This window comes from Saccharopolyspora kobensis, from assembly GCF_900108315.1.
GTDB lineage: Bacteria > Actinomycetota > Actinomycetes > Mycobacteriales > Pseudonocardiaceae > Saccharopolyspora > Saccharopolyspora kobensis.
In genome coordinates this window covers 349,116-369,233 of sequence record NZ_FNVB01000007.1, presented here as the reverse complement: position 1 = coordinate 369,233, position 20,118 = coordinate 349,116, and the positions used below count along the sequence as shown (strand labels likewise).

18 protein-coding genes are annotated in these 20,118 nt (G+C 72.2%); 1 reads left to right on the top strand and 17 read right to left on the bottom strand.

What is annotated here, in order from left to right; translation table 11 throughout:
• Positions 1-56: 56 nt before the first annotated feature.
• The 3 genes from C4T78_RS24550 to C4T78_RS24540 form a co-directional block, all read right to left on the bottom strand.
• On the bottom strand, positions 57-3,047 hold the full coding sequence (locus C4T78_RS24550; protein WP_143185921.1) for an AfsR/SARP family transcriptional regulator: 2,991 nt from the start codon (positions 3,045-3,047) through the stop codon (positions 57-59).
• A 554-nt stretch (positions 3,048-3,601) separates the two neighbouring features.
• Complete coding sequence (locus tag C4T78_RS24545; protein ID WP_093354799.1) at positions 3,602-4,207, bottom strand: class I SAM-dependent methyltransferase; 606 nt, start codon at positions 4,205-4,207, stop codon at positions 3,602-3,604.
• Positions 4,208-4,326: 119 nt separating this feature from the next.
• Positions 4,327-5,637 carry an MFS transporter gene (locus C4T78_RS24540; protein WP_093354801.1) on the bottom strand — a complete coding sequence of 437 codons (1,311 nt, stop codon included), beginning with the start codon at positions 5,635-5,637 and terminating at the stop codon, positions 4,327-4,329.
• Between the two features lie 131 nt (positions 5,638-5,768).
• Between C4T78_RS24540 and C4T78_RS24535 the strand changes: the two genes are divergently transcribed.
• Positions 5,769-6,320, top strand: a complete 552-nt coding sequence (locus tag C4T78_RS24535; RefSeq protein ID WP_235863647.1) for a CGNR zinc finger domain-containing protein — start codon at positions 5,769-5,771, stop codon at positions 6,318-6,320.
• 19 nt (positions 6,321-6,339) lie between these two features.
• Here the strand turns inward: C4T78_RS24535 and C4T78_RS24530 are convergent, their stop codons facing one another.
• Genes C4T78_RS24530 through C4T78_RS24465 form a run of 14 tightly spaced genes read right to left on the bottom strand, consistent with a single transcriptional unit; the run spans position 6,340 to position 20,083 of the window.
• Positions 6,340-6,858 (bottom strand): flavin reductase family protein, encoded by a 519-nt coding sequence (locus C4T78_RS24530; protein WP_093354804.1) that lies wholly within the window; start codon positions 6,856-6,858, stop codon positions 6,340-6,342.
• Positions 6,855-8,390, bottom strand: coding sequence for an amino acid adenylation domain-containing protein (locus tag C4T78_RS24525; RefSeq protein ID WP_093354806.1), 1,536 nt, complete (start codon positions 8,388-8,390; stop codon positions 6,855-6,857). The genes C4T78_RS24530 and C4T78_RS24525 overlap by 4 nt, the downstream gene beginning before the upstream one ends.
• Before the next feature lie 5 nt (positions 8,391-8,395).
• Positions 8,396-9,301 (bottom strand): hypothetical protein, encoded by a 906-nt coding sequence (locus C4T78_RS36160; protein WP_093354808.1) that lies wholly within the window; start codon positions 9,299-9,301, stop codon positions 8,396-8,398.
• A complete protein-coding gene (locus C4T78_RS24515; protein ID WP_218161631.1) occupies positions 9,298-9,924 on the bottom strand; it encodes a 4'-phosphopantetheinyl transferase family protein in 627 nt (208 codons plus the stop codon). Before C4T78_RS24515 ends, C4T78_RS36160 begins: the two co-directional genes overlap by 4 nt.
• The gene (locus tag C4T78_RS24510; protein ID WP_235863648.1) at positions 9,909-11,066 is read right to left on the bottom strand and encodes an acyl-CoA dehydrogenase family protein; all 1,158 of its coding nucleotides are present in this window, start codon (positions 11,064-11,066) and stop codon (positions 9,909-9,911) included. Before C4T78_RS24510 ends, C4T78_RS24515 begins: the two co-directional genes overlap by 16 nt.
• Positions 11,059-12,327 (bottom strand): acyl-CoA dehydrogenase family protein, encoded by a 1,269-nt coding sequence (locus C4T78_RS24505; RefSeq protein ID WP_093354813.1) that lies wholly within the window; start codon positions 12,325-12,327, stop codon positions 11,059-11,061. The genes C4T78_RS24510 and C4T78_RS24505 overlap by 8 nt, the downstream gene beginning before the upstream one ends.
• Positions 12,324-12,572, bottom strand: coding sequence for a phosphopantetheine-binding protein (locus C4T78_RS24500; RefSeq protein ID WP_235863649.1), 249 nt, complete (start codon positions 12,570-12,572; stop codon positions 12,324-12,326). The genes C4T78_RS24505 and C4T78_RS24500 overlap by 4 nt, the downstream gene beginning before the upstream one ends.
• Before the next feature lie 2 nt (positions 12,573-12,574).
• Positions 12,575-13,828 (bottom strand): type III PLP-dependent enzyme domain-containing protein, encoded by a 1,254-nt coding sequence (locus C4T78_RS24495; protein ID WP_093354816.1) that lies wholly within the window; start codon positions 13,826-13,828, stop codon positions 12,575-12,577.
• Positions 13,821-15,308, bottom strand: a complete 1,488-nt coding sequence (locus tag C4T78_RS24490; RefSeq protein ID WP_093354819.1) for a class I adenylate-forming enzyme family protein — start codon at positions 15,306-15,308, stop codon at positions 13,821-13,823. Before C4T78_RS24490 ends, C4T78_RS24495 begins: the two co-directional genes overlap by 8 nt.
• Positions 15,305-16,366 (bottom strand): hypothetical protein, encoded by a 1,062-nt coding sequence (locus C4T78_RS24485; protein WP_093354820.1) that lies wholly within the window; start codon positions 16,364-16,366, stop codon positions 15,305-15,307. Before C4T78_RS24485 ends, C4T78_RS24490 begins: the two co-directional genes overlap by 4 nt.
• On the bottom strand, positions 16,363-17,709 hold the full coding sequence (locus C4T78_RS24480) for a TrpB-like pyridoxal phosphate-dependent enzyme (protein ID WP_093354823.1): 1,347 nt from the start codon (positions 17,707-17,709) through the stop codon (positions 16,363-16,365). The genes C4T78_RS24485 and C4T78_RS24480 overlap by 4 nt, the downstream gene beginning before the upstream one ends.
• A complete protein-coding gene (locus tag C4T78_RS24475) occupies positions 17,706-17,987 on the bottom strand; it encodes an acyl carrier protein (RefSeq protein ID WP_093354825.1) in 282 nt (93 codons plus the stop codon). The genes C4T78_RS24480 and C4T78_RS24475 overlap by 4 nt, the downstream gene beginning before the upstream one ends.
• 23 nt (positions 17,988-18,010) lie before the next feature.
• A complete protein-coding gene (locus C4T78_RS24470) occupies positions 18,011-19,276 on the bottom strand; it encodes a glutamate-5-semialdehyde dehydrogenase (RefSeq protein WP_093354828.1) in 1,266 nt (421 codons plus the stop codon).
• 6 nt (positions 19,277-19,282) lie between these two features.
• Positions 19,283-20,083 carry an SDR family NAD(P)-dependent oxidoreductase gene (locus tag C4T78_RS24465; RefSeq protein ID WP_093354830.1) on the bottom strand — a complete coding sequence of 267 codons (801 nt, stop codon included), beginning with the start codon at positions 20,081-20,083 and terminating at the stop codon, positions 19,283-19,285.
• Positions 20,084-20,118: the final 35 nt, after the last annotated feature.

The window sequence follows — 20,118 nt, the reverse complement described above, 5'->3', positions numbered from 1 at the left end:
TGGCGCCATCGGGAAGAAGACCGCGAGGAGCCGGTCACCAGACGGCCCGATCGCCGTCACTCGGGCAGCGGGCTTTCCAGGACTCTCAGTTGGCGTTCGATCCTCTCGGCGAGCTTCTCCGCTTCGTGCGAGGTCGTCGTCCTGATCAGGTCGAGCGCCTTGCGCCACAGCGTGCCCGCCGCTGCTCGCTGGTCGCTGCGGAGGCGGACCTGGGCCAGCGCGTCGAGGGTCCGGGCCTGCCAGAACTTGGCCCGGAGCTCCTCGAACGAGTCCGACGCCCGCAGGAGGTACTCGTCGGCGCTGTTGAGCTCCTGCCTCGCCAGGTGCAGCCAGCCCAGTTCGAGCAGCACCCGGCCTTCGCCCAGGTGCGCGCTGACCAGCTGGCACAGCTCCAGCGCGCGGGTGAGGGCCTTCTCCGACTCCGGGTACTTGCCCTGTTCGGTCCACGTCGCGCCGAGCCCGCTCAGGGCGAAGACCTCGCCCACCCGGTCGCCCATCGGCAGCACCAGCTCCAGCACCTTGCGGAAGGCCTCCTCGGCCTTGCCGAACAGCTCCTGCTGCAGGTAGAGCTCGCCGTAGCGCTGCCACGCCTGGGCCTCGACGCGGCGGTTTCCGGTGCGGTGGCACAACGTCATCGACTCGCTGAGCGCTCGGGTCGCCTCGTCGAAGCGCCGCAGGCCCGAATGCACCTGCGCCAGGCTGATCAGCGTGTGCGCCTCCGCGACGAGGTCGCCGACTTCGCGGAAGCTCTCCACGGCGGCGGTGTAGCGCACCGCCGCGCTGTCGAAGTGCCCGGCCATGCGGTCGGCGAAGGCCAGGTTGCGCAGCGCCAGCGCCTGCCCGTGCTGTTCGCCGAGCTCGGCGAACAGGCGCAACGCGTCTTCCAGGAGTTCGACCCCGGAATCGCCGCGCATTGTCTGGCGCAGCGATCCCAGCGAGCACAGGATGGCCGCCTCACCGCGTCGGTTGCCTGCGCGGCGGACGCACTCCAGGGCGCGCTCGTGCGTTTCCTGCCAGCGGTGCACCTGGCCGCGCGCCTCGAACAACGTCACCGAGGTCAACGCCAAGTCCCAGCACTGCTCGTCGGCCCCCGTCTCCGCCGCTCGGTGCACCGCCGCGACCAGCCCCGCTTCTTCGGCCTCCAGCCAGCTCATCGGCTCGGCCAGCAGCCGGTCCACCTGGTTCTCGGGGAGCTCCCAGCGGTAGCCGTCGCCGTGCAGCACGGTGTAGTCGCCGCCGTACAACCGTCGGTGCGCCTCGCGCACCAAGCCCAGGTAGGCGCCCAGCAGGCGCCGCTCGGCCGCCGCGCGCGCCGCCGGGTCCTCCTCGCGCAACCGCTCCACCGCGAAGATCCGGATCAGGTCGTGCCAGCCGAAGCGGGTGCCCTGCGCCGCCACCACGTCGACCAGCTTCGCCTCGATCAGCTCCTCCAGGACGTCGCCCGCCGTGCGCAGGTCGGTGTCCAGCAGCGCGGCGGGCACCCACAGCGCGAAATCCGGCACCCGGCACACGCCCAGCAGCCGGAACAGGCGTTTCGCCTGCGGTGAGAGGCCGTCGTAGGAGATCGACAGGGTCGAGCGCACGTGCAGGTTGCCGTAGGCGATCTCGTCGAGCCTGCCCTGCTCGTCCTGCAGCCGCTCCACCATCGCCGACAGCGTCCAGTGCGGTTTGCCCGCCAGCCGCGCGCCGATGATGCGGATGGCCAGCGGCCAGTGACCGCACAGCTGCGTCAGGGCGTCCAGCGATTCGCTCTCCGCGCTCGCCCGCTCGTGCCCCACCAGCCGGGCGAGCAGGTTGCGCGCCTGCTTGCCCTCCAGGATGTCGAGGTTGAGCGTCACCGCACCCGGCAGGATGCCCAGCGGCCGCCGGCAGGTGACGATCACCGAGCAGCTCGGGCTGCCGGGCAGCAGCGGCGTGATCTGCTCCTCCCCCGCGATGTCGTCGAGCACCACCAGCACGCGCCGCCCGCTCAACCGGCTGCGGTAGAGGTCCTGCAGCTCTTCGGGGTCGGCGGGGATCTCGCTGTCGCGCAGGCCGGTCGCGCGCAGGAAGCGGGCCAGGACGTCGGCGATCTCGACCGGGTCCGTCGTGCCGCGGAGGTTGACGAAGAGCTGGCCGTCCGGGTAGTCGTCGCACAGCCGGTGCGCCACGTAGACCGCGAGCGCCGTCTTGCCGATACCGCCTCGCCCGGCGATGCACACGATGCGCATCGTGTTCTCCGCCGCGGGGCCGCCGAGCTTCTCCTCGATGGCCGACACGGCGAGGCCGCGGCCGGTGAAGTCACCGATGGCAGCGGGCAGCTGGCGCGGCACGACCTCCTCGGCCCGGCGCGGCGGACCGGACGGCACGACGCCGTCGATCTCGGGCTCGTCGGAGCCGGCGAGGATCACCGATTCGAGCTGTCGCAGCGAATCGCTGGGTTCGATGCCGAGCTCGTCGATGAAGTCCCGCCTGGCCTGCCGGTAGGCCTCCAGCGCTTCGGCCTGCCTGCCCGAGCGGTGCAGCGCGACCATGAGGTAGGCGCGCAGCTGCTCCCGCCACGGGTGCTCGGCGACCAGTCCGGCCAGTTCGCCGATGAGCTCCCGGTGCTTGCCCAGCTCCAGTTCGAGCTCGACGCAGTGCTCGACGACCGCGATCTTCTTCTCCACCAACGCATCGGCCAGCAGCCGCGCCTTGCCCGAAGCACCGGCCAGCACCTCGCCGCGCCACAGGGCCAGCGCGCGCCGGAACATCTCCGCGCCCTCGGCCGTTCGGCCCGCGGCGCCGTGCTGCTCACCGGCCCGCGAGTACTCCTCGAACAGCGCCGCGTCCACGCGCGAGGGGTCGACCTGGCAGACGTAGCCGCCCGAGCGCGTCACGATCGACCGCGGCTCGCCGATCCCGGTGAGCATCTGGCGCAACCTGGACACGCAGATCTGGACCTGCTCGCGGGCGGTCGGCGGCGGAGCCTCGCCCCAGATGGCGTCGATCAGCTCTTCCACCGAGACGAATTCGTTGACCCGCAACAGGAACAGGCCCAGCACGGTGCGCTGCCGGTACGCGGTCACATGCCGAACGGCATCACCCGCGCCGATTTCCACCGGTCCCAGAACCCGGAACACGGGACCGCCGTGGAAGTCGGATCCGCTCCCGCTCACGACCCCAAACCCCCTCGCCCGGTGACCATCACGTCGCCCGCGCCGAAAAAATCGAACCCCAGAGCGGGCGAAATTCGTCCTGCCTGAACCAAGTAGGGATCGTATCGGCTGGTCAACACCGCGCCATCGGCCAATCAGAGTGGAGTTCCCAAGGCGCGCAACAGGATCACCGGACGCTTCGGGAACGTTCTCACCACCATCCAGCGCACGCCGATGACCCGGACGTTGTATCGCGCACCGCTTCGCCCCGGCTTCCCGTTCCGGTCGCGGAACGCGCGGGGTGGCCGATCACCGCTGGTCAACAGGGCCGGTGAGCCCGCCGGGCACGTTCCCGGCGGCAACGGCATCGACCGTTCCCCGCGTTTTCCCGGAAAACCTCGCGATGGAGGTGCGCGAGATGTGAAATCGCCTCTTCGGTAACAGAAAATTGACCTCTGATACCGGTTCCGTTCATCGGCGCGGGTTCACCGGCCGCGGAGGAGGGCGACCAGGAAGTCCGAGTCGTCGGCGAACGGGCGCAGGTCCCAAGTGGACAGCAGCAGGTCGGGTTCGAGACCCGCCGCCGCCGCGTCCTCGAGGAAGGCCGGGAACTCGTAGCCGCGCCCGGCGCCGAAACCGATCGCGGCCCGGCCGCCCGGTGCGAGGTGCGCGCGGAGCCGCTTGAGCACCTCGCCGCGGGTGCTCGGCGCGAGGAAGGTCATCACGTTCCCGGCGCAGACGATGGCGTCGAACGGTTCGGTGATGCCACGAGCGGGCAGGTCGAGCTCGGCCAGGTCGCCGACCAGCCAGCGCGGGCCCGGGTGGTCGTGCTCGGCGGCCTCGATCAGGAACGGGTCGACGTCGACGCCGACGACGTCGTGACCGGCGTCGGCCAGCCAGCCGCCGATCCGGCCGGGGCCGCAGCCGGCGTCGAGGATGCGGGCGCGGCGCGGCACCAGGGCGTCCACCAGGCGGGCCTCCCCGGCGAGGTCGTCACCGGCGCGGGCCATCGAGCGGAAGCGCTCGACGTACCAGGAGGAGTGCCCGGGGTCGGCGGCGACCTTCTGCATCCAGATGCTCTGCTCAACCATGCCCGCATTCTCCAGGAACCCGCGGGCGCCTCGCCACGACCGGCATGCGGGCTTCCTCTCAGCGGCCAGAGCCGGGCCAGGTGCGTTCTCGCCCCGGACCGGCCCGGGATCGTGCGAGGTCAGTGCTCGGTGCTGCCCGCTGCGTCGATCTGGCGCCGCTTGGCCTCGTCGACGGCCGCCAGGACTTGCGGGGTCACCGTGCGGAGGAACGGCGGGATGGTGATCAGGACCGCCACGGCGAAGATGACGAACGCCGCTCGCATGCCGAAGATCTCCGCCAGCAGGCCGACGAGGCCGGCGCCGATCGGCATCGCGCCCCAGCTGAACAGCCGCGCCACCGAGCTGTAGCGGCCCATCATCTCCGGCTCCACCAGGTACTGGGCGATGGTGCGCGCGTTGACCACCCACAGCGTGCCGCCCATGCCGCCGAGGAACGCGCCCGCCGCCAGGATCCACAGCTCCGTGGTCAGCACCGGCGTCACCACCATCGCGAGGGTGCCGACGAGGTCGGCGAACAGGGCCCACCGGCGTCCGATGAGGCGGTTGACCGTGGTGACCGTCAGCGCGCCCACCAGGCCGCCGATGCCCAGCGCGCTCAGCAGCATGCCCCACTCGCGGGCGTCCAGGCCCAGCTCCGTGGTCGCCATCAGCGGCATCAGAGCCAGCCACGCGCCCCAGCAGGAGCACAGCACCGTCAGCACCAGCGCCATCAGCCGCAACAGCTGCTGGTTCCACACGTACCGCAGGCCGCTGCCGATCTGGCGGCTCACGCTCTCCCGCGGCTCGTTCGCCTCGCGCGGCACGCGGAAGCGGCCGACCAGCAGCACCAGCACGACCGTGCCCAGCACGTAGCTCGCCGCCGTGGCGCCGAGCGCGAACGCGCTTCCGACCGCGACCAGCAGGCCGCCGACGAGCGGGCCGCAGAACTCGTTGCAGACCGTCTCCGCACCGGTGATCCAGGCGTTGGCGCGTTCCCGCCAGTGCGGTCCGACCGCGGTCGGCGTCAGCGCCATCGCCGAGGTCAGCGCGATCACCTCAGCGATGCCCAGCACCGCGCCGCCGATGAGCAGCAGCGGGATGGTGATGCCGTCCGAGAAGTGGACGAACAGCAGCACGGCCAGCGTCAGCAGGCGCATGAAGTTGGCCAGCCACAGCAGTTTCCGGCGATCGAACCGGTCGACGAGCACACCCACGTGCAGCGCCGTGAGCAGCCACGGGAGCGTCAGCGTCAGCGACACCGCCGCCACCAGCCCGGGCGAGGAGGTCAGCGTGGTCGCCATCAGCGGCAGCGCCATCTTGACCACGCCGTCGGCCAGGTTGGTGATCGCGGTGAACACCACCAGGACCACCGTGTTGTGCGCGCTGCGATCGCGTGGCCGCGCAGGCGCCGCCACCTCCGGGGGCGCGTCTTCGACGAGTCGATCAGTCATCCGAACCACCTCGAAATAACCATCAAAGGCGTTTTGCTGGATACTATGCGGGCGCATCATTGCACACGCATCCGGCGAATGGGTAACCTGCTATCGAGTTGACCGGTTATCGAAGGTCGGGGAGGTGCCCGGTGACCGATCCGTCGCCCCAGGCAGAGCTGATCATGGCCTTCGCCAACACCGTCGACATCGAGGAGCAGACCGACGCGCTCGCCGACGCCCCCGGCCTGGCCCGTTGGCTCACCGAGACCGGCCTGACCTCCTCGACACCCGCCGTCACCGCCGAGGACCACCAGCGGAGCCTGCGGTTCCGCAGCGGCGTCCGGGAACTGCTCGGCACTGAGGACCGGCAGGCCCACGTGCTCGCCGAAGCCGATTCGGTGCTGCGCGAGCTGCCGCTGCTGGTCTCGGCCACCGCCGCGGGCTCCGCCCTGCAACCGGCGCCGGAGCTGCCGACCGTTTCCCGCGCCTTCGGCTCCCTCGCCGCCGCGCTGGCCGTGCTGCTGATCACCGGCGAGAACGAGCGGATCAAGCGGTGCCCGGCCGAGGACTGCGGCTGGGTCTTCTGGGACAACTCGAAGAACCGCAGCCGGCGCTGGTGCTCGATGCGGGTCTGCGGCAACCGCAACAAGGCCCGCAGCTTCGCCGCGCGCAACCGCCGGTCACCGGAAGCCGACCGGTGACCGGCGGGCGCCACGGCGCTCACGCCACCGAGGCGTAGCCGCCGCGGTGGAACACCAGCGGGCTCTTGTCCGCTTCACCCATGTGCACCGCCACGACCCGCGCCAGGAACAGCACGTGGTCGCCGGCCCGGTGCGCGACGTCGACCCGGCACTCCAGCCCGAACACCGCGCCGTCGACCAGGACGTTTCCCGCACCGTCGACCGCACCGCCGAGCAGCCGGGCGGCGTCGCGGCCGCGCGGTCGTTCCCGGCGGCCGAACGTCGCCGACAGCTCCTGCTGCTCCGCGCTGAGCACGTTGATCGCGAAGCTGCCCGCGGCGTCGATCCGCGGCCGGATGCGGCCGTCCGCCCGCACTCCGACGAGCACCATGATCGGGTCGAGGGACACCGACACGACGGAGTTGGCGGTGATCACCTCCGCCTCGGCGCCGCTGCCCCGCGTGATCAGCGCGACGCCGGTCGGGAACAGCCCCATGGCGCGCCGGAAGGCCTTGCTGTCCAGCGGGATCCGCACATCCACCTGAGCCGTCACCGTCATCGCCGCCCCGCGGTCGCGGCCAGGCTGCCGCCCAGCGCCTTGCGGTCGATCTTGCCGTTCGGGTTGAGCGGGAAGATCTCGAACGCGACCACCGTGCGCGGCACCATGTAGCCGGGCAGGCGGCGCGCCAGCGCCTCGACGAGGACCTCGTCGTCGAGGACCGCGCCGGTGTAGGCGGCGGCGAGCTGGGTCTCGCCGTCCTCGCCCTGGACGGCCAGCACGACGGCGTCGGCGACGCCGGGCTGGTCGCGCAGCGCGGCCTCGATCTCGCCCAGCTCCACGCGGTAGCCGCGGATCTTCAGCTGGTGGTCCAGGCGGCCGAGGTGCACCAGCTGGCCCTGCGCCACCGCCACCCGGTCGCCGGTGCGGTACCAGTGCGCGTCGGTCAGCGGCTCCGACCCGTCGTAGACCTCCGCCACCTCCCCGTCGAAGCTGACGAAGCGGCCGGTGTTGCCTGCCGGATCGACGTAGCCGGGGAAGCGCTGCGGCCCGCGCAGGCACAGCTCACCGGTGTCGGCGGGCCGGCCCTCCTCGTCGAGCACCAGGTGCTCCAGGTGCGGGTAGGCGGTTCCGATGGGCACCGTGCCGTTGGCCGGGCTGGGCCACTGCGCCGGGTCCCGCGGGAGCCGGTACTCGGTGCAGGTCACCGTCATCTCGGTCGGCCCGTAGATGTTCTCCAGCACCGAGTTCGGCGCCGCCGCCTGCCAGGCCCGCGCCTGCTGCAGGGTGAGCGGTTCGCCGCAGAACAGGCTCCACCGCAACGTCGGCATGGTGCCGGGCTTCAGCGCGCGCAGCCGCGCGGCCAGCGAGATCACCGACGGCACCGAGTTCCAGTGCGTGATGCGGTTGCGCTCGACGAACCGCACCGGCGACAGGACGTCGTTGCGGGTGGGCACGACGAGCGTGGCACCGGCGCCCCAGGCGGTGAACATGTCGTAGACCGACGGGTCGAAGGTGAGGTCGAAGGTCTGCGACAGCCGGTCACCGGGCCCGACCTCGTAGCGGGCGATGACGTGCTCCAGGTAGGCGGTGACGTTGCGGTGCTGCAGCCGCACGCCCTTGGGCCGCCCGGTGGAGCCGGAGGTGAACAGGACGTAGGCGAGGTCTTCCGGGCCCGCGGCCGGTTCCGGCAGCTCCCGCCGCGGGCCGGAGCCGTTCTCCGCCAGCCGCAGCACCGGCACCGGGAACTCCGCGTCCAAGTCGTCCTGCACCAGCACCAGATCGAGCCCGGCCTCCTCGGCGATGGCCGTGTTGCGCGCCGCGGGGAACGACGGGTTGAGCGGCACCACCGCCGCACCCAGGCGCTGGGCCGCGAGGTATCCGGCGTAGGCCGCGACGCTGCGCGCGGCCAGCAGTCCGACCCTGGCCGGTACCGCGCCGTTGCGGTCGATGATCTCGCCCGCGATGCCCTCGGCGAGGTCGGCCAGCTCCGCGTAGGTCAGCGCTCGCCCGGCGACCTCCAGCGCGATTCCGCTGCCGTTGGCGGCCACCGATGCCGCGAACCAGTCGTACATCGTGGTCTTGTCGGTCATCCTCGTCACCCTCTCCCGGTCAGTTCTCGGGTCACCTCGGTCAGCTGGGCGAAGGTCCTGGCCACCAGGCCCGGCCGGGGCCGGGACCGGCGCGCCGAGTCCAGCGCGAAGCGCAGCGCTCTCGGCAGCTCGCCCCACGCGTCCAGCGCCGGCTGCGCCTGCTCGGCGGTGAGCACTCCCGCCGCCACGAAGGAGGTCAGCTGGAAGCGGTGGTGGCGGGCGGCTGCCCACATGTCCTCGATGTGCGCCGCCAGGGATTCGGCGCCGTCGCGGAGGACGTGCTCGGCGATGCACTCCAAGGTGGACACTGCGTCGCCGGGCCAATCCCGCTGCGTCCCAACGGTGTCGGCCGTCCGGGTCAGCCAGCGGTAGTGCTCGTACGGCGGCAGCGGGACCTGCTCGCCGAGCGCGTGCGCATCGCGGTTGCGGACCGACGGCGACGGGTCGGCCACGGGAGTCATGATCCGGCGCAGCTCGGCATCGGTGAGCCAGCGGTCCTGCGGGTGCTGCGCACCGGTCGGCAGCAGGGCCTCGAACTCGTCGACGACGTGCCAGGTGCCGCTCTCCCGCCCGGTCAGGAGCACCCAGTGCGGTGCCTGCCCGGAGGAATCCGGCGCCCAAGGCAGGTAGCCGGTGTTGGCGACCGCGAGCGCGCGGCCGTGCGCGTCCAGCTCGGCGCGCAGCGCCGTCGCGCACTCCGCCCACTGCGCCGCGCTGTCGTAGCCCAGCTCGCCCCGGTCGATGCGTGCGTGGTGGCTGAAGACCAGGCCGCCGTCGTCGTGCTGCCGCACGCGCAGCCGCACCGCTTCGGCCAGCCGCCACCACACCTCCGGGTCCTCGATGGCCAGGTATGCGGCGAGACTGGCCGTGTAGCAGCTCAGCTCGGCCTGGCCGCGCATCGTCGCGGTCACGATCCCTCCTCTCCTGCCGGCCCGAAGGCGCAGCTCAGCGGAACCTCCGAAGCTCCGCGCAGACTCACCCACCGGTAGCTGCCCCAGCTGCCGGTGGAAGCGCCCGGCGGCACGTCGATCGCCCACGGACGGCCGCCGATGCCCTCGCCCGTGGCCTTCACGCACGCTTCCTGAACCGTCCACACCCAGGCGAATTCGAGAGCCCGGCGCGCGGACGGCAACTGCATGACCTCGTCGGTGTAGGCGCGCAAGCAGCGCCGCACCAGCGCGCGTTCGAGCTTCTCCGGCGGGCCCTGCACGTCGACCCCGACCTCGCGGCCAGGGGCCACGCACACCGCGACGACGCCGCTGTCGTGCGACACGCTCACGCCCAGGCCCTGCGCGCCGAGCAGGTGCGGCTTGCCGTTGCCGGAAGCCGTCACCTCCAGCTCGGCCGCCTCCGGGTAAAGCTCCCGCAGCATCGAGCGCAGCAGGCTCCGGCCCGCCAGGAACTCCCGCGCCCGCCACGCCGGCATGCCCGCGGTGCGCGCCAGGTCGGCGGGGTGCGCGCGGTCCGGAAGCCGCTCGATCGCACCCGCGCCGACCCAGGTGCGCTCCGCCACCTCGATCAGCCGGTCGTGCATGGCCAGTCGCTCGGGTCCAGTTCGGCCAGCACCACCACGGCGTCGTCGGCGACCGCCGAGCGCACGACCTCCGTGGTGCCGCCGCCGATCCCGAAGATCGCGGCCTGCGCCCGCAACCGCTGCGCTCCGGTGGGGGTGAACCCCTCGGCGCCCTGCAGCTGCGCGCACTCGGCGAGCACTCTGTCCACAGTGGCGCCCACGGCCGCCTTCAGCAGCGCGGCCGCGGAGGTGTCGAACCGGCTCGCGATGCGGCCGCTGAGGTCGCGGGCCAACGCGTCCAGCTGCCGCAGGTCGACCAGGCACGCCGCGAAGCGCTGCCGCACGCTGTCCAGGTCCCACAGCGTGCCCTGCTGGTGCGAGCGCACCGACAGGCCGCGCAGCGTGTGCTCCAGCGTCCGGCGGCACAGCGCCAGCGCCCACAGCGCACCGGCCAGCCGCTCGGTGGCGATGTGCCGGGCGAAGCTCGCCAGGCCGCGCCCCGGTCGGCCCACCACGCAGGACCGCTCCAGCCGGACCTCGTCGAAGGTCACGTCACCGACTCCGGAACCGTGGAACAGGTCGGAATCCGCGGCTCGCACGGACACCCCGGGAGTCCCGGCGGGCACCAGGACCCAGGTGAAGTTGGTGAAGTGCCGACCGCTGCGGTGGCGGGCCAGGACCAGGAACTCGTCAGCCGTCACCGCGTTGGTGATCCACCGCTTGGTGCCGTTGAGCACGATCTCGCGCTCGCCGAGCACCACCTCGGTTTCCAGGGCCGTCAGATCCGACCCCGAGCCCACGTCCGTGGCGGCCAGCCCCACGGTCGCCGATCCGCCGAGAGCCCGGCGCAGCGTCTGCGCGGGGCGGCCGTCGTCCCCGGCGAGCAGCGGCAGCACCGTGGCGAGCTGCACGCACACGGAAAGCGTCGTGCCCACCGGGAACCGCGCGTCCACCGCCGCGAGCACGCGCGCCAGGCGCGGCGGGATCACCCCGGCGCCGGGCGAGCCGTGCCGGTACACCTGCTCGATCAGGCCGGCCTGACCCAGCACCGCCCAGATCTCCCGCGCCGAGGCCGCCGGGGCGAGCTCGTCGAGGACCTTCTCCAGCACGTCGAAGCCGGGGAGTTCGACCATCGGCTCCGGTGACAACGTCGTCTCAGGCAAAGCGCACCTCCGCGTCCATCAGCGCGAGCCGCCCGTCGGCCAGGTGCAGCCGGTCGTTGCTGTAGTTCAGAGCGGCGGAACGCAGGTCGCGCAGCGCCTGCTCCAGCCTGGTCGGCGAGTCCTTGAGGTAGCCGTGCCGCAACCCCACGGCGTCGACCAGGTCGTCGACGGCGGCGTGGCACTGCTCGGCCGCAGTGATCTTGAGCGCGTTGAGCAGCAGCTGGTTCCTCGGCAGCGACAGGTCCGAGGTGGTGCGCACCATCTCCTCGGTCCGCCACAGCAGGGCGTGCACGGAGTCCAGCCGCTGCCGTGCCGTGGAGAGCCTGGTCAGCAGCAGTTCGGACTTGACGTCGAACCGCTTGCGCCCGGCCGGGCTCCGCAGCAGCCGCAGCACCCGCGAGAGCGCTCCGGCCGCGGTTCCCAGCCACGCCGCCGACCAGCCGAGGTGCGCGAGCGGCCCGAACACCGAGCCGGCGATGTCGGCGAAACCGCCTGGCGCACCGACGACCTGGTGCGCCGGGACGGCCCCGGTCAGCTGCAGCGCGATGCTGTGGCTGGCTCGCATGCCCATCGGCTGCCAGTCACCGGAGGCCTCGGTGGTGAGCTGGTCGCGACGGGCGTAGACCAGCGACACCTGGTTCGGCGAATCGGCCTCGACCGCGCGCATCGTGATCAGGAACCCGTCGGCGTGCGCACCGCCGGTCACGATCGGCGCGAACCGGTCGACGTCCAGCTGCGCACCGTCGGAGCGCAGCGCCGACCCGGCGCTGAGCAGGTGGCCGCCGGTGCCGACCTCGGTCGTCACCGACGCCAGGTACTCCGCGCCGCTGCCCAGCCTGGCCAGCAGCTCCGACCGCAGCGGCTCCGCGGCGTGCCGGACGACCGCGGCGACCTGCTGGCAGTGCATCGTGAAGATCATCGCCAGCGACATGTCCACGCGGCCCAGCCGGATGCCGATCCGCAGCACGTCGGCGACGCTGCCGCCCAGACCGCCGTGCTCGACCGGCACCAGCAGCCCCAGCAGCCGCGTGCGGCGGAGCTCTTCGAGCGCTGCCACCGGGAACACCGCATCCCGGTCGGTCTCGGCGACGTGCTCCTCCGCGACAGCGGCCACCTGGTCGGCCAGCGCGTCGAACCCGACCGCTTCCGCCTCTCCGCGATGCACAGCGGTGGTCACGTCCGACTCGATCTCGCCTTTCGCGGTTTCTGGTTCCCCCGAGGCGCGGTCGAGCAGAACTGGAGTCGACACGGAGCCGCTCATGCCACTGCCTCCGGTATCTGGGCGGAGACCACGCGCCACAGGCTTCCCGCGGTGGCGAAGCTCTCGTCGTTGAGCTCGTCGTCGGGCAGCGCGATGCCGTAGGCGTCCTCGATGGCGAACAGCAGCTCGATGGACTGCATGGAGTCCAGCCCGAGCTCGCGCAGGTTCGCGTCCTCGGTGATCTCGCGGCCGCCGGCGAACTTCAGGAACGGAACCAGCAGCTCGGTGAAACGCGCGTCCATCATGATCAGTCCTCTCCGTGGGTTCGGATCAGTTCCAAGCGGGAAACCTGCGGCGACCGCTGCGGGTCGTCGCCGTCTACGACGACCTCCGCGGGCATCGGGTGGCCCAGGAAGGCCAGAAGGCTCGCGTAGAGCCCGTAAGCGCCGACGTTGGGCACGGCGAGCACGTCACCGGGCCGCACCTCGGGCACCTCGGCCGACCGCGCCCAGAGGTCCAGCGGCGTGCACAGCGGGCCGGCGATCATCGCGGTCATCCGGCCCCGGCCGCCCGGCTCGCCGACGAGGTCGGGCACCAGCGGCGGGACGCGCCGCAGCCCGGCCATGCCGCCCAGGTGGTTGATGCCCGACTCCAGCACCACCACGTCGCGGCCGTGCGAGCGCTTGACGTCGAGCACCGAGGTCACCAGCGTGCCCGCGGTGCCGACCAGGTAGCGGCCGGTCTCGAAGGCGATCGCCGGTGCCGGGTCCGGGAGCTCCTCGCGGAAGAGGACCTCCAGCGCGGGTTTCAGGCCGTCGAGCGGGATGCGCTCGCCCCGCTTGGCGAACGGCGCGCCGAAACCGCCGCCGAGGTCGAGCAGCTCGATCGTCTCGCCGTGCGCGGCGAAGACCTCGCAGAGCCGCGCAGCGGTGCGCACGGACTGGCGGAACTGCGCGACGAGGTCGTCGACGGTGAGCAGGTTGGTGCCCATGTACAGGTGCAGGCCGCGCATCCGCACGTGCGCCCGCCCGGTGAACCGCCCGGGTTCGGCCAGCACCCAGGCCAGGTCGGCGCCGAACTGCGACGCCACCCCGGTCATGGCCAGGCCCTGCCCGGCGGCGGGCTGGTCGTCGTTGATCCGCAGCAGGCAGCCCACCCGGACGTCGTGCGCCGCGGCGACCGCTTCGAGCTGGTCCAGCGCCACGACGGAATCGGCGGAGAACTCCCGCACGCCCAGCCGCACCGCCCGGTCGAGGTCCGCGTCCCGCTTGCCCGGGCCGGTGTAGAGCACCTGCCCGGCGGACCAGCCGGCCTGCAGCGCCGCGTCCAGCTCACCCGGCGAGCAGACCTCCGGCAGCGCGCCACCGGCGCGGAGCTCGCCCAGCAGCGCCGGGTGCGGATTGGCCTTGAGCGAGTAGTACACCTCGGCCGAGCCCGGCAGCGCCGACCGCAGGTGCGCGTGGTTCTCGCGCACCACCGCCAAGTCGTAGACATAAGCCGGGGTCTGCACCGCGCCGAGCCGGTCGCGGACACCGCTGCGCTCCAGCAGGGCCTCAACCATGATCGGCCTCCAGCATCGCGGTCATCGCCTTGCGGTCGACCTTCCCGTTGCGGGTCAACGCGATCCGCTCGACCACCAGGCACCGGCCGGGGATCTTGAACTCCTCGATCTCGGCGCGCATCGCCGCCAGCACCTCGTCGGGCCCGGTGTCGGCGACGACCATCAGCACCGCCCGCCGCTGCCCCTCGGGCGGCAGCACCGCAGCCGAGCTCACCCCGGGGACGCGCCGCGCGGCGGCCTCCACCTCGGTGGCGCTGACCCGGAAACCGCGCTCCTTGTAGATGTCGTCGCGGCGGCCCTCGAAGAACAGGTGGCCGTCCTCGTCGACCCATCCGTAGTCGCCGGTGCGCAGCTCCGGGAACAGCTCGTCGCGGCGCAGGAACCGGCGGGCCGACATCTCCGGCTGCCGCCAGTAGCCTGCCATCACGTTAGGCCCGCGCACGGTGATCTCGCCGACCTCGCCCGGCGCCAGCCTGCGCCCGTCACCGTCCACTGTGAACACCTCGGTACCGGGCAGGGCGCGCCCGCAGGTGCCTGGGCGCCGCAGGTCGTCGTCGGGCTCGGCGATCGTCGCGCGCTTGCACTCGGTGAGCCCGAACATCAGCTGCACCCGCAGCCCGGGAATCGCCGCGCGCAGCCGCGCCAGCGCCTCCGCGGGCATCGCCGCACCGGTGTTGGTCACCAACCGGATCGCCGGCACCACCGCCGCGCGCCGGGCCAGCAGCCTGCCCAGCGCGTCGGCGACCGCGGGCACCGCGGGCAGCACGGTCGCACCGGCCTCCACCAGGTTCGTCACCAGGCTCGGGCCGACCTCGGCCGGCCGGCCGAGCCAGACGTGCGCGCCCGATGCCGCGCCCAGGAACAGCTGGTACATGCCGTAGTCGAAGGACATCGGCAACGGGCAGTACACCACGTCGGTGTCCTGGTAGCGCAGCACCGACTGGATCGCCGCCACCGCGAAGGTGACCTGCTGGTGCGTGCTGACGACCGCCTTCGGCGCCGAGGTGGTGCCGGAGGTGTAGATCAGGAACAGCGGGTCCACCGCCAGCGGCTCCCGCTCCGGCACCTCCTGCGCCTCCTGCGCTCCCCCGCTCAGCCGCTCGATGAGCTCCGCGCTGCTCAGCACCGCGATCCCGCGATCGCGAGCGGGCTCGGAGACGTCGTCGGAGACGACCAGCACGGGCTCGCAGTCGTCGAGCACGTGCTCCAGCGCGCGATCGGTGGTCTGCTCGTGCAGCACCGAGATGACCGCGCCGATCCGCGATGCGGCGTAGATCAGCGCCGGGTGCAGCACGCTCGACGGCAGCACCACGACGACGCGCTGTCCGCGCCGGACACCGCGCTCGTGCAGCAGCCGGGCCAGACGGCGGCTCGCCGCGGCCAGTTCGAGGTGGGTCAGCGTGCGACCCGCCGCGGTGATCGCCGGACGACCGGGCCACCGCTCGGCCGCGTCGTCGAGCAGTTCGTGCAGCAACGTCATGGCAGAACTCCCTCCGTGCGCACCGCCGGTGGCCGGATCACCTGGCAGAGGTCGTCGAGGCGGTGCAGGTTCTCGGGCAGCAGGTCGGCGGCGTCGATGTCGGCGCCCAGCTCGCTCTCCAGCTGCTCGACGATCTCCACCAGCCGGAACGAGCTGAACCGCGGCAGCGAGGTGAAGCTGACGCCACCGAGCAGCTGCTGCTCGGACACGTCCAGCACCGACGCCACCACCCCGGCGACCGAGCGCCGCCACCGCTCGTCGCCGAGCGCGAACACCTCGCGGTCGGCGACGAGAACCGCCCGCAAGCGCTCCACCACGGCAGCGGGCTCGGGCCTGCCGCGCACGACGCGCCGGTAGGCCAGGTAGGTCTGCTCGACCAGCGCGTCCCAGCGGCCCAGGTGCTCGGCGAGCGCGGTCGGCGCCGGCAGGCCGCGGTGCTCGCGGAAGGCGGCGTGCAGCTTCCGGGAACGGGCCAGCAGCCAGGTTTCCAGCGTCAGCCGGTCCAGCGCCGCCACGCGGTCCGGCTCGGACTCGTAGGCGGACACGTACTCCTCGACCTCGCCGCCGTCGAGCGACGCGACGGGACTCGGCGCGGCACCGGGTGCGAAGTGCAGGACCTCCCCCGCTACCCGGAGACCCGGGTACTGCCAGGTGCCGGGTTTCGCCGGGCCCCACTGCGTGTCATTGGCGTAGGCGTCGACCACTTCGCCGTCGGCGGTGAGCAGGAAGCTGTGCTCCATGTGCCGCTGCTGGAAGTACGGCACCCACGGCAGCTCGTACGCGTCGGCGATGACGTAGGCCTGCTCGCCCGGCCGCACGGCCTCGGTCAGCGGGCCGTCGGTGACCGCGCGCCGGTCAACGAGGCGCAGGCCGAGCAGGCTCTCCGCGTCCGAGAGGTGCTGCTCCAGCGTCGGTTCGACCGTGGGCAGCTGCCCGGCGCGCCACCGGAAGCGCAGCGCCGCGCCGAGGTTGAGGTGCGTGCCCGCGCCGTGGTGGTGGTCGGCCAGCACCGCGAGGTTGGCCTGCACGCAATCGAGCAGCTCGGAGCGCACCGTCATGGCCGCCTCCCCGCCGTCGAGAGCTCGCCCACCCGGTCGAGCCCGGACACCGCGGCCGAAAGCGCCTCCGGAAGCGGCGCGACGTCGCTGAGCTCGCCGTCGAGGAACTGCTGGTAGGCGGCCAGGTCCAGGTAGCCGTGACCGCTGGCGCACACCAGCACGCCGCGCTCGGCGCGCATGCCTTCGGCGGTGCCGGTCGCCAGCTTCGCCGCGGCCGCCAGCGCGTGACCGGACTCCGGTGCGGGCAGCACGGTTTCGTGCACGGTCAGCAGCCGGCCCGCTTCCAGCGCCTCGACCTGGCCGATGCCCATCGCCTCGACCTGACCGGCGTGCCGCATCGCCGAGACGACCTTCGCCGCGGCGTGGAACCGCAGGCCCGCCGAGTGCGAGTCGGGGATGACGTAGTCGCTGCCGATGGTGTACATCGCCTCCAGCGGCCCGGTTCCCGTCGCGTCGGTCTGGTCGTAGGCGTAGACGCCGCGGCTCAGCTTGGGCGTGGTGCTGGACTCGGCGGCCACCAGCAGCGGTGCGGGTGTGCCGGTGGCGACGGCCTCGGCGTGGAACGGCAGCGCGATGCCGCCGAAGTTGGAGCCCGCCCCGACGCAGCCGACGACCGCGTCGACGTCGGCGTCGAGCTCGGCCAGCTGCACCTGCGCCTCCTGCCCGATCACCGACTGGTGCAGGATGCTGTAGGTCTCGCCGCTGCCGATGCTGAACGCGGCACCGTCGGTGGCCTTGGCGTACTCCACCGCCTCGCCGATGGCCAGCGACAGGCTGTTGCCGCGGCTGCCGTCGTGGTCGCGACCGACCGCGGTCAGGCCGCTCGGGCTGGCGTGGACCTCGGCGCCCAGCATCCGCATGAGCACGCCGCGGTAGGGCTTGCGGCTCAGGCTCGACCCGACCATGAACACCGTGCAGCGCAGGCCGAACAGGGCGCACGCCGCGGCCAGCGCCGTGCCCCACTGCCCGGCGCCGGTCCCGGTCACCAGCTCCTTCACCCCGGCCCGCGAGTAGTAGTAGGCCTGCGCGAGCGCGGTGTTGAGCTTGTGGCTGCCGGAGATGTTGCCGCCCTCGTACTTCACGTAGACCGGCACGCGGGCGCCGATCGCCCGCTCGAAACCGGTCGCCCGCCACAGCGGAGTCGGCCGGAACTTCCGGTAGGCGTCGGCGACCTCGTCGGGGATCGGCCAGTACTCCTTGCGCGAGATGCTCTGCCGCACCAGCTCCATCGGCAGGTTGGCCTGCACGCCCTGCCCGCTGGTCACCCGCGGGCTGCGGTCGGCCGGGAGCTCGTCGATGTGCGGCAGCACGCTGCGCCAACTGCCGGGAAGAAAGCCGTTCACGCCGCCACCTCCGCGGCCTGGAGGATCACGTTGATCAGGTCGTCGACGGTGTGGAACTGGCGGCCGACGAAGAGGTCGTCGGAGAGCTCGACGTCCAGCTCGTCCTCCAGGCGGATCAGCATTCCCACGAAGCCGAGGGAGTTGACCGACAACCGGTCCCCGTTGAGCAGCTCGTCGTCCGGGATCTGGTCCGAGGTGAGGGAAATCCGCGATTCGGCGATGACCACTCGTTTGACCGCTTCGGCGACCGCGGCGCGGTCGAGCGTGGCTGTGGACATGGTTCCTCCTCCAGGTGCGGGTTTCAGCTGACCGTGCTGCGCAGCGTGCCGTTGGCCGCCACCAGCCAGGTGTGGGTCAACAGCGAGCGCATCGTCACCGGGCCGCGCTCGTGCAGGCGGCCGGTGCTGATGGAGACCTCGGCGCCGAGGCCGAGGGTGGGGCCGTCGTGCAGCCGCAGCGATCCGTTCACCACGATCGCGGCGGCGTCGACCCGCTTGACGAACTCCGCGGCGACCCGCTCGTCACCGGAGACCACGCCTTCGGTGTGCATCGAGCCGAACCGGCGGATGTGCTCGACCGCGTCGGCCAGGCCCGCCACGGCGCGGACGCCGATCGCCGGCTCCAGGAACTCGCGTCCGAAGTCGTGCTCGGCGAGCTCCCCGATCCGCCACAGCGCGCCGTCGGCGCGGGCGGGAGCGGTGATGCGCTCGTCGAGGCGGAACGTCACCTCCTGATCGGCGGCCTCTGCCAGCGCCGCGGCGAACGGCGCCGCCACCTGCTCGTCGACGAGGACCAGCTCCAGGGTGTTGCAGGCGGTGGGCTCGGCGAGCTTGCTGTCCAGCGCCACCGCCGCGGCCAGCGCGAGATCGGCGGACTCGTGCACGTAGAGGTGGTTGACGCCGCCGCCGCTGGCGATGACCGGGATCGTGCTCGTGGTCCGGCAGTAGTCGATCAGCGACGGGCTGCCGCGCGGGATGAGCACGTCGATCGCGTCGCCGCGACCGAGCAGCTCGCGCAGCACGGCACGGCTCGGATCGTCCAGCGTGGTCACCATGCCGATCGGCAGGCCGGACGCCGCCAGCGCCTTGTCCACCACAGTGGACAGCGCCGCGTTGGTGGCGGCGATCTCCTTGCCGCCGCGCAGGATCACGGCGTTGCCGGTGACCACCGGGAGCAGCGCGCCCTCCACGGTGACCGTCGGCCGCGCTTCGTAGACCATCAGCGCGACGCCCAGCGGCTTGGGCACCTTGCGCAGCGATGCGGTCTTGCCCACCGGAGTCTCCGGACCGGGCTCGAGCACGTCGGGAAGCTCAGCGGCCACGCTGCGGGTCAACGCCCGCAGCTGCTCCAGGTGCGCCTCCCCGAGCCGGATCCGGTCGAGCAGGACGGGCGGCAGACCGCGGTCCTGAGCGGCCTGCACGTCGCGGGCGTTGGCCTCCAGGACGAGCGGCCACGATTCGCTGAGGGCACGGGCGAGTTCGGCGGGATAGCGCAGGAACGCCGGGTCACCGACCGGAGGTGCGGTGTCGTAGGCGAGCCGGGCCGCGCGGAGCAGTTCGTCAGTCATGGTCTCCTACCACATGAATTGGCCGCCGTCGACGATCAGCTTCTGCCCGGTGAGGTAGCTGCTGTGCGCGCTGACCAGGAACTCCAGGGCGTCGGCGATGTCGTCGGGGGAACCGATGCGACGTTGCGGGATCTCGGCCAGCACGGCGGCCCGGTGCTCCGGGTCGTCGAGCCGGAATCGGGTGATGAGCTCGTCGGTTTCGGTCATGCCCGGGATCAGGCAGTTGACCCGGATCGCGGGGGCGAGCTCGGTGGCCAGGCACTTGGTGAGCTGCAGCAGCCCGGCCTTGCTCGCCGCGTAGTTCACGCCGTTGGACCGCGGGCGGATCCCGGTCGTGGCGCCGATGTTGACGATGTTTCCCGCGCCCGCCGCCAGCATCGCCGGGGCGAACGCCTTGATCAGGTGGAACGGTCCGGACAGGTTGGTGTCGATGACCCGCTGCCAGTCGGCGCCGGTCAGCTCCAGGAAGGGCCGGTCGATGTTGATGCCGGCGTTGTTCACCAGCACCGCGGGCGTGCCGTGCTCGTCGAGGACCTGATCGGCGAACGCTGCCACGGCCTGCGGATCGGAGATGTCGCACTGAACCGGCAGCGCTCCGGTGCCGTCCGCCGCGCCGCCGCTGGTGCGGTACACCGCGATCACCCGGTAGCCGAGCTTGATCAGCCGCGCGCTCAGCGCCGCGCCGATGCCCCGGGTACCGCCGGTGACGATCGCAAGCTCGGCCCGTCCCCCGGCTACGGGGTTCTCAGCGGTGGTCGCGCTTGGCGTTGTTCTCGCGTTCTGCGGTTTCTCGTGGCTGGGTTGCATCACGATCCCTTGAAATGCGGTTGAACAGGACTCCG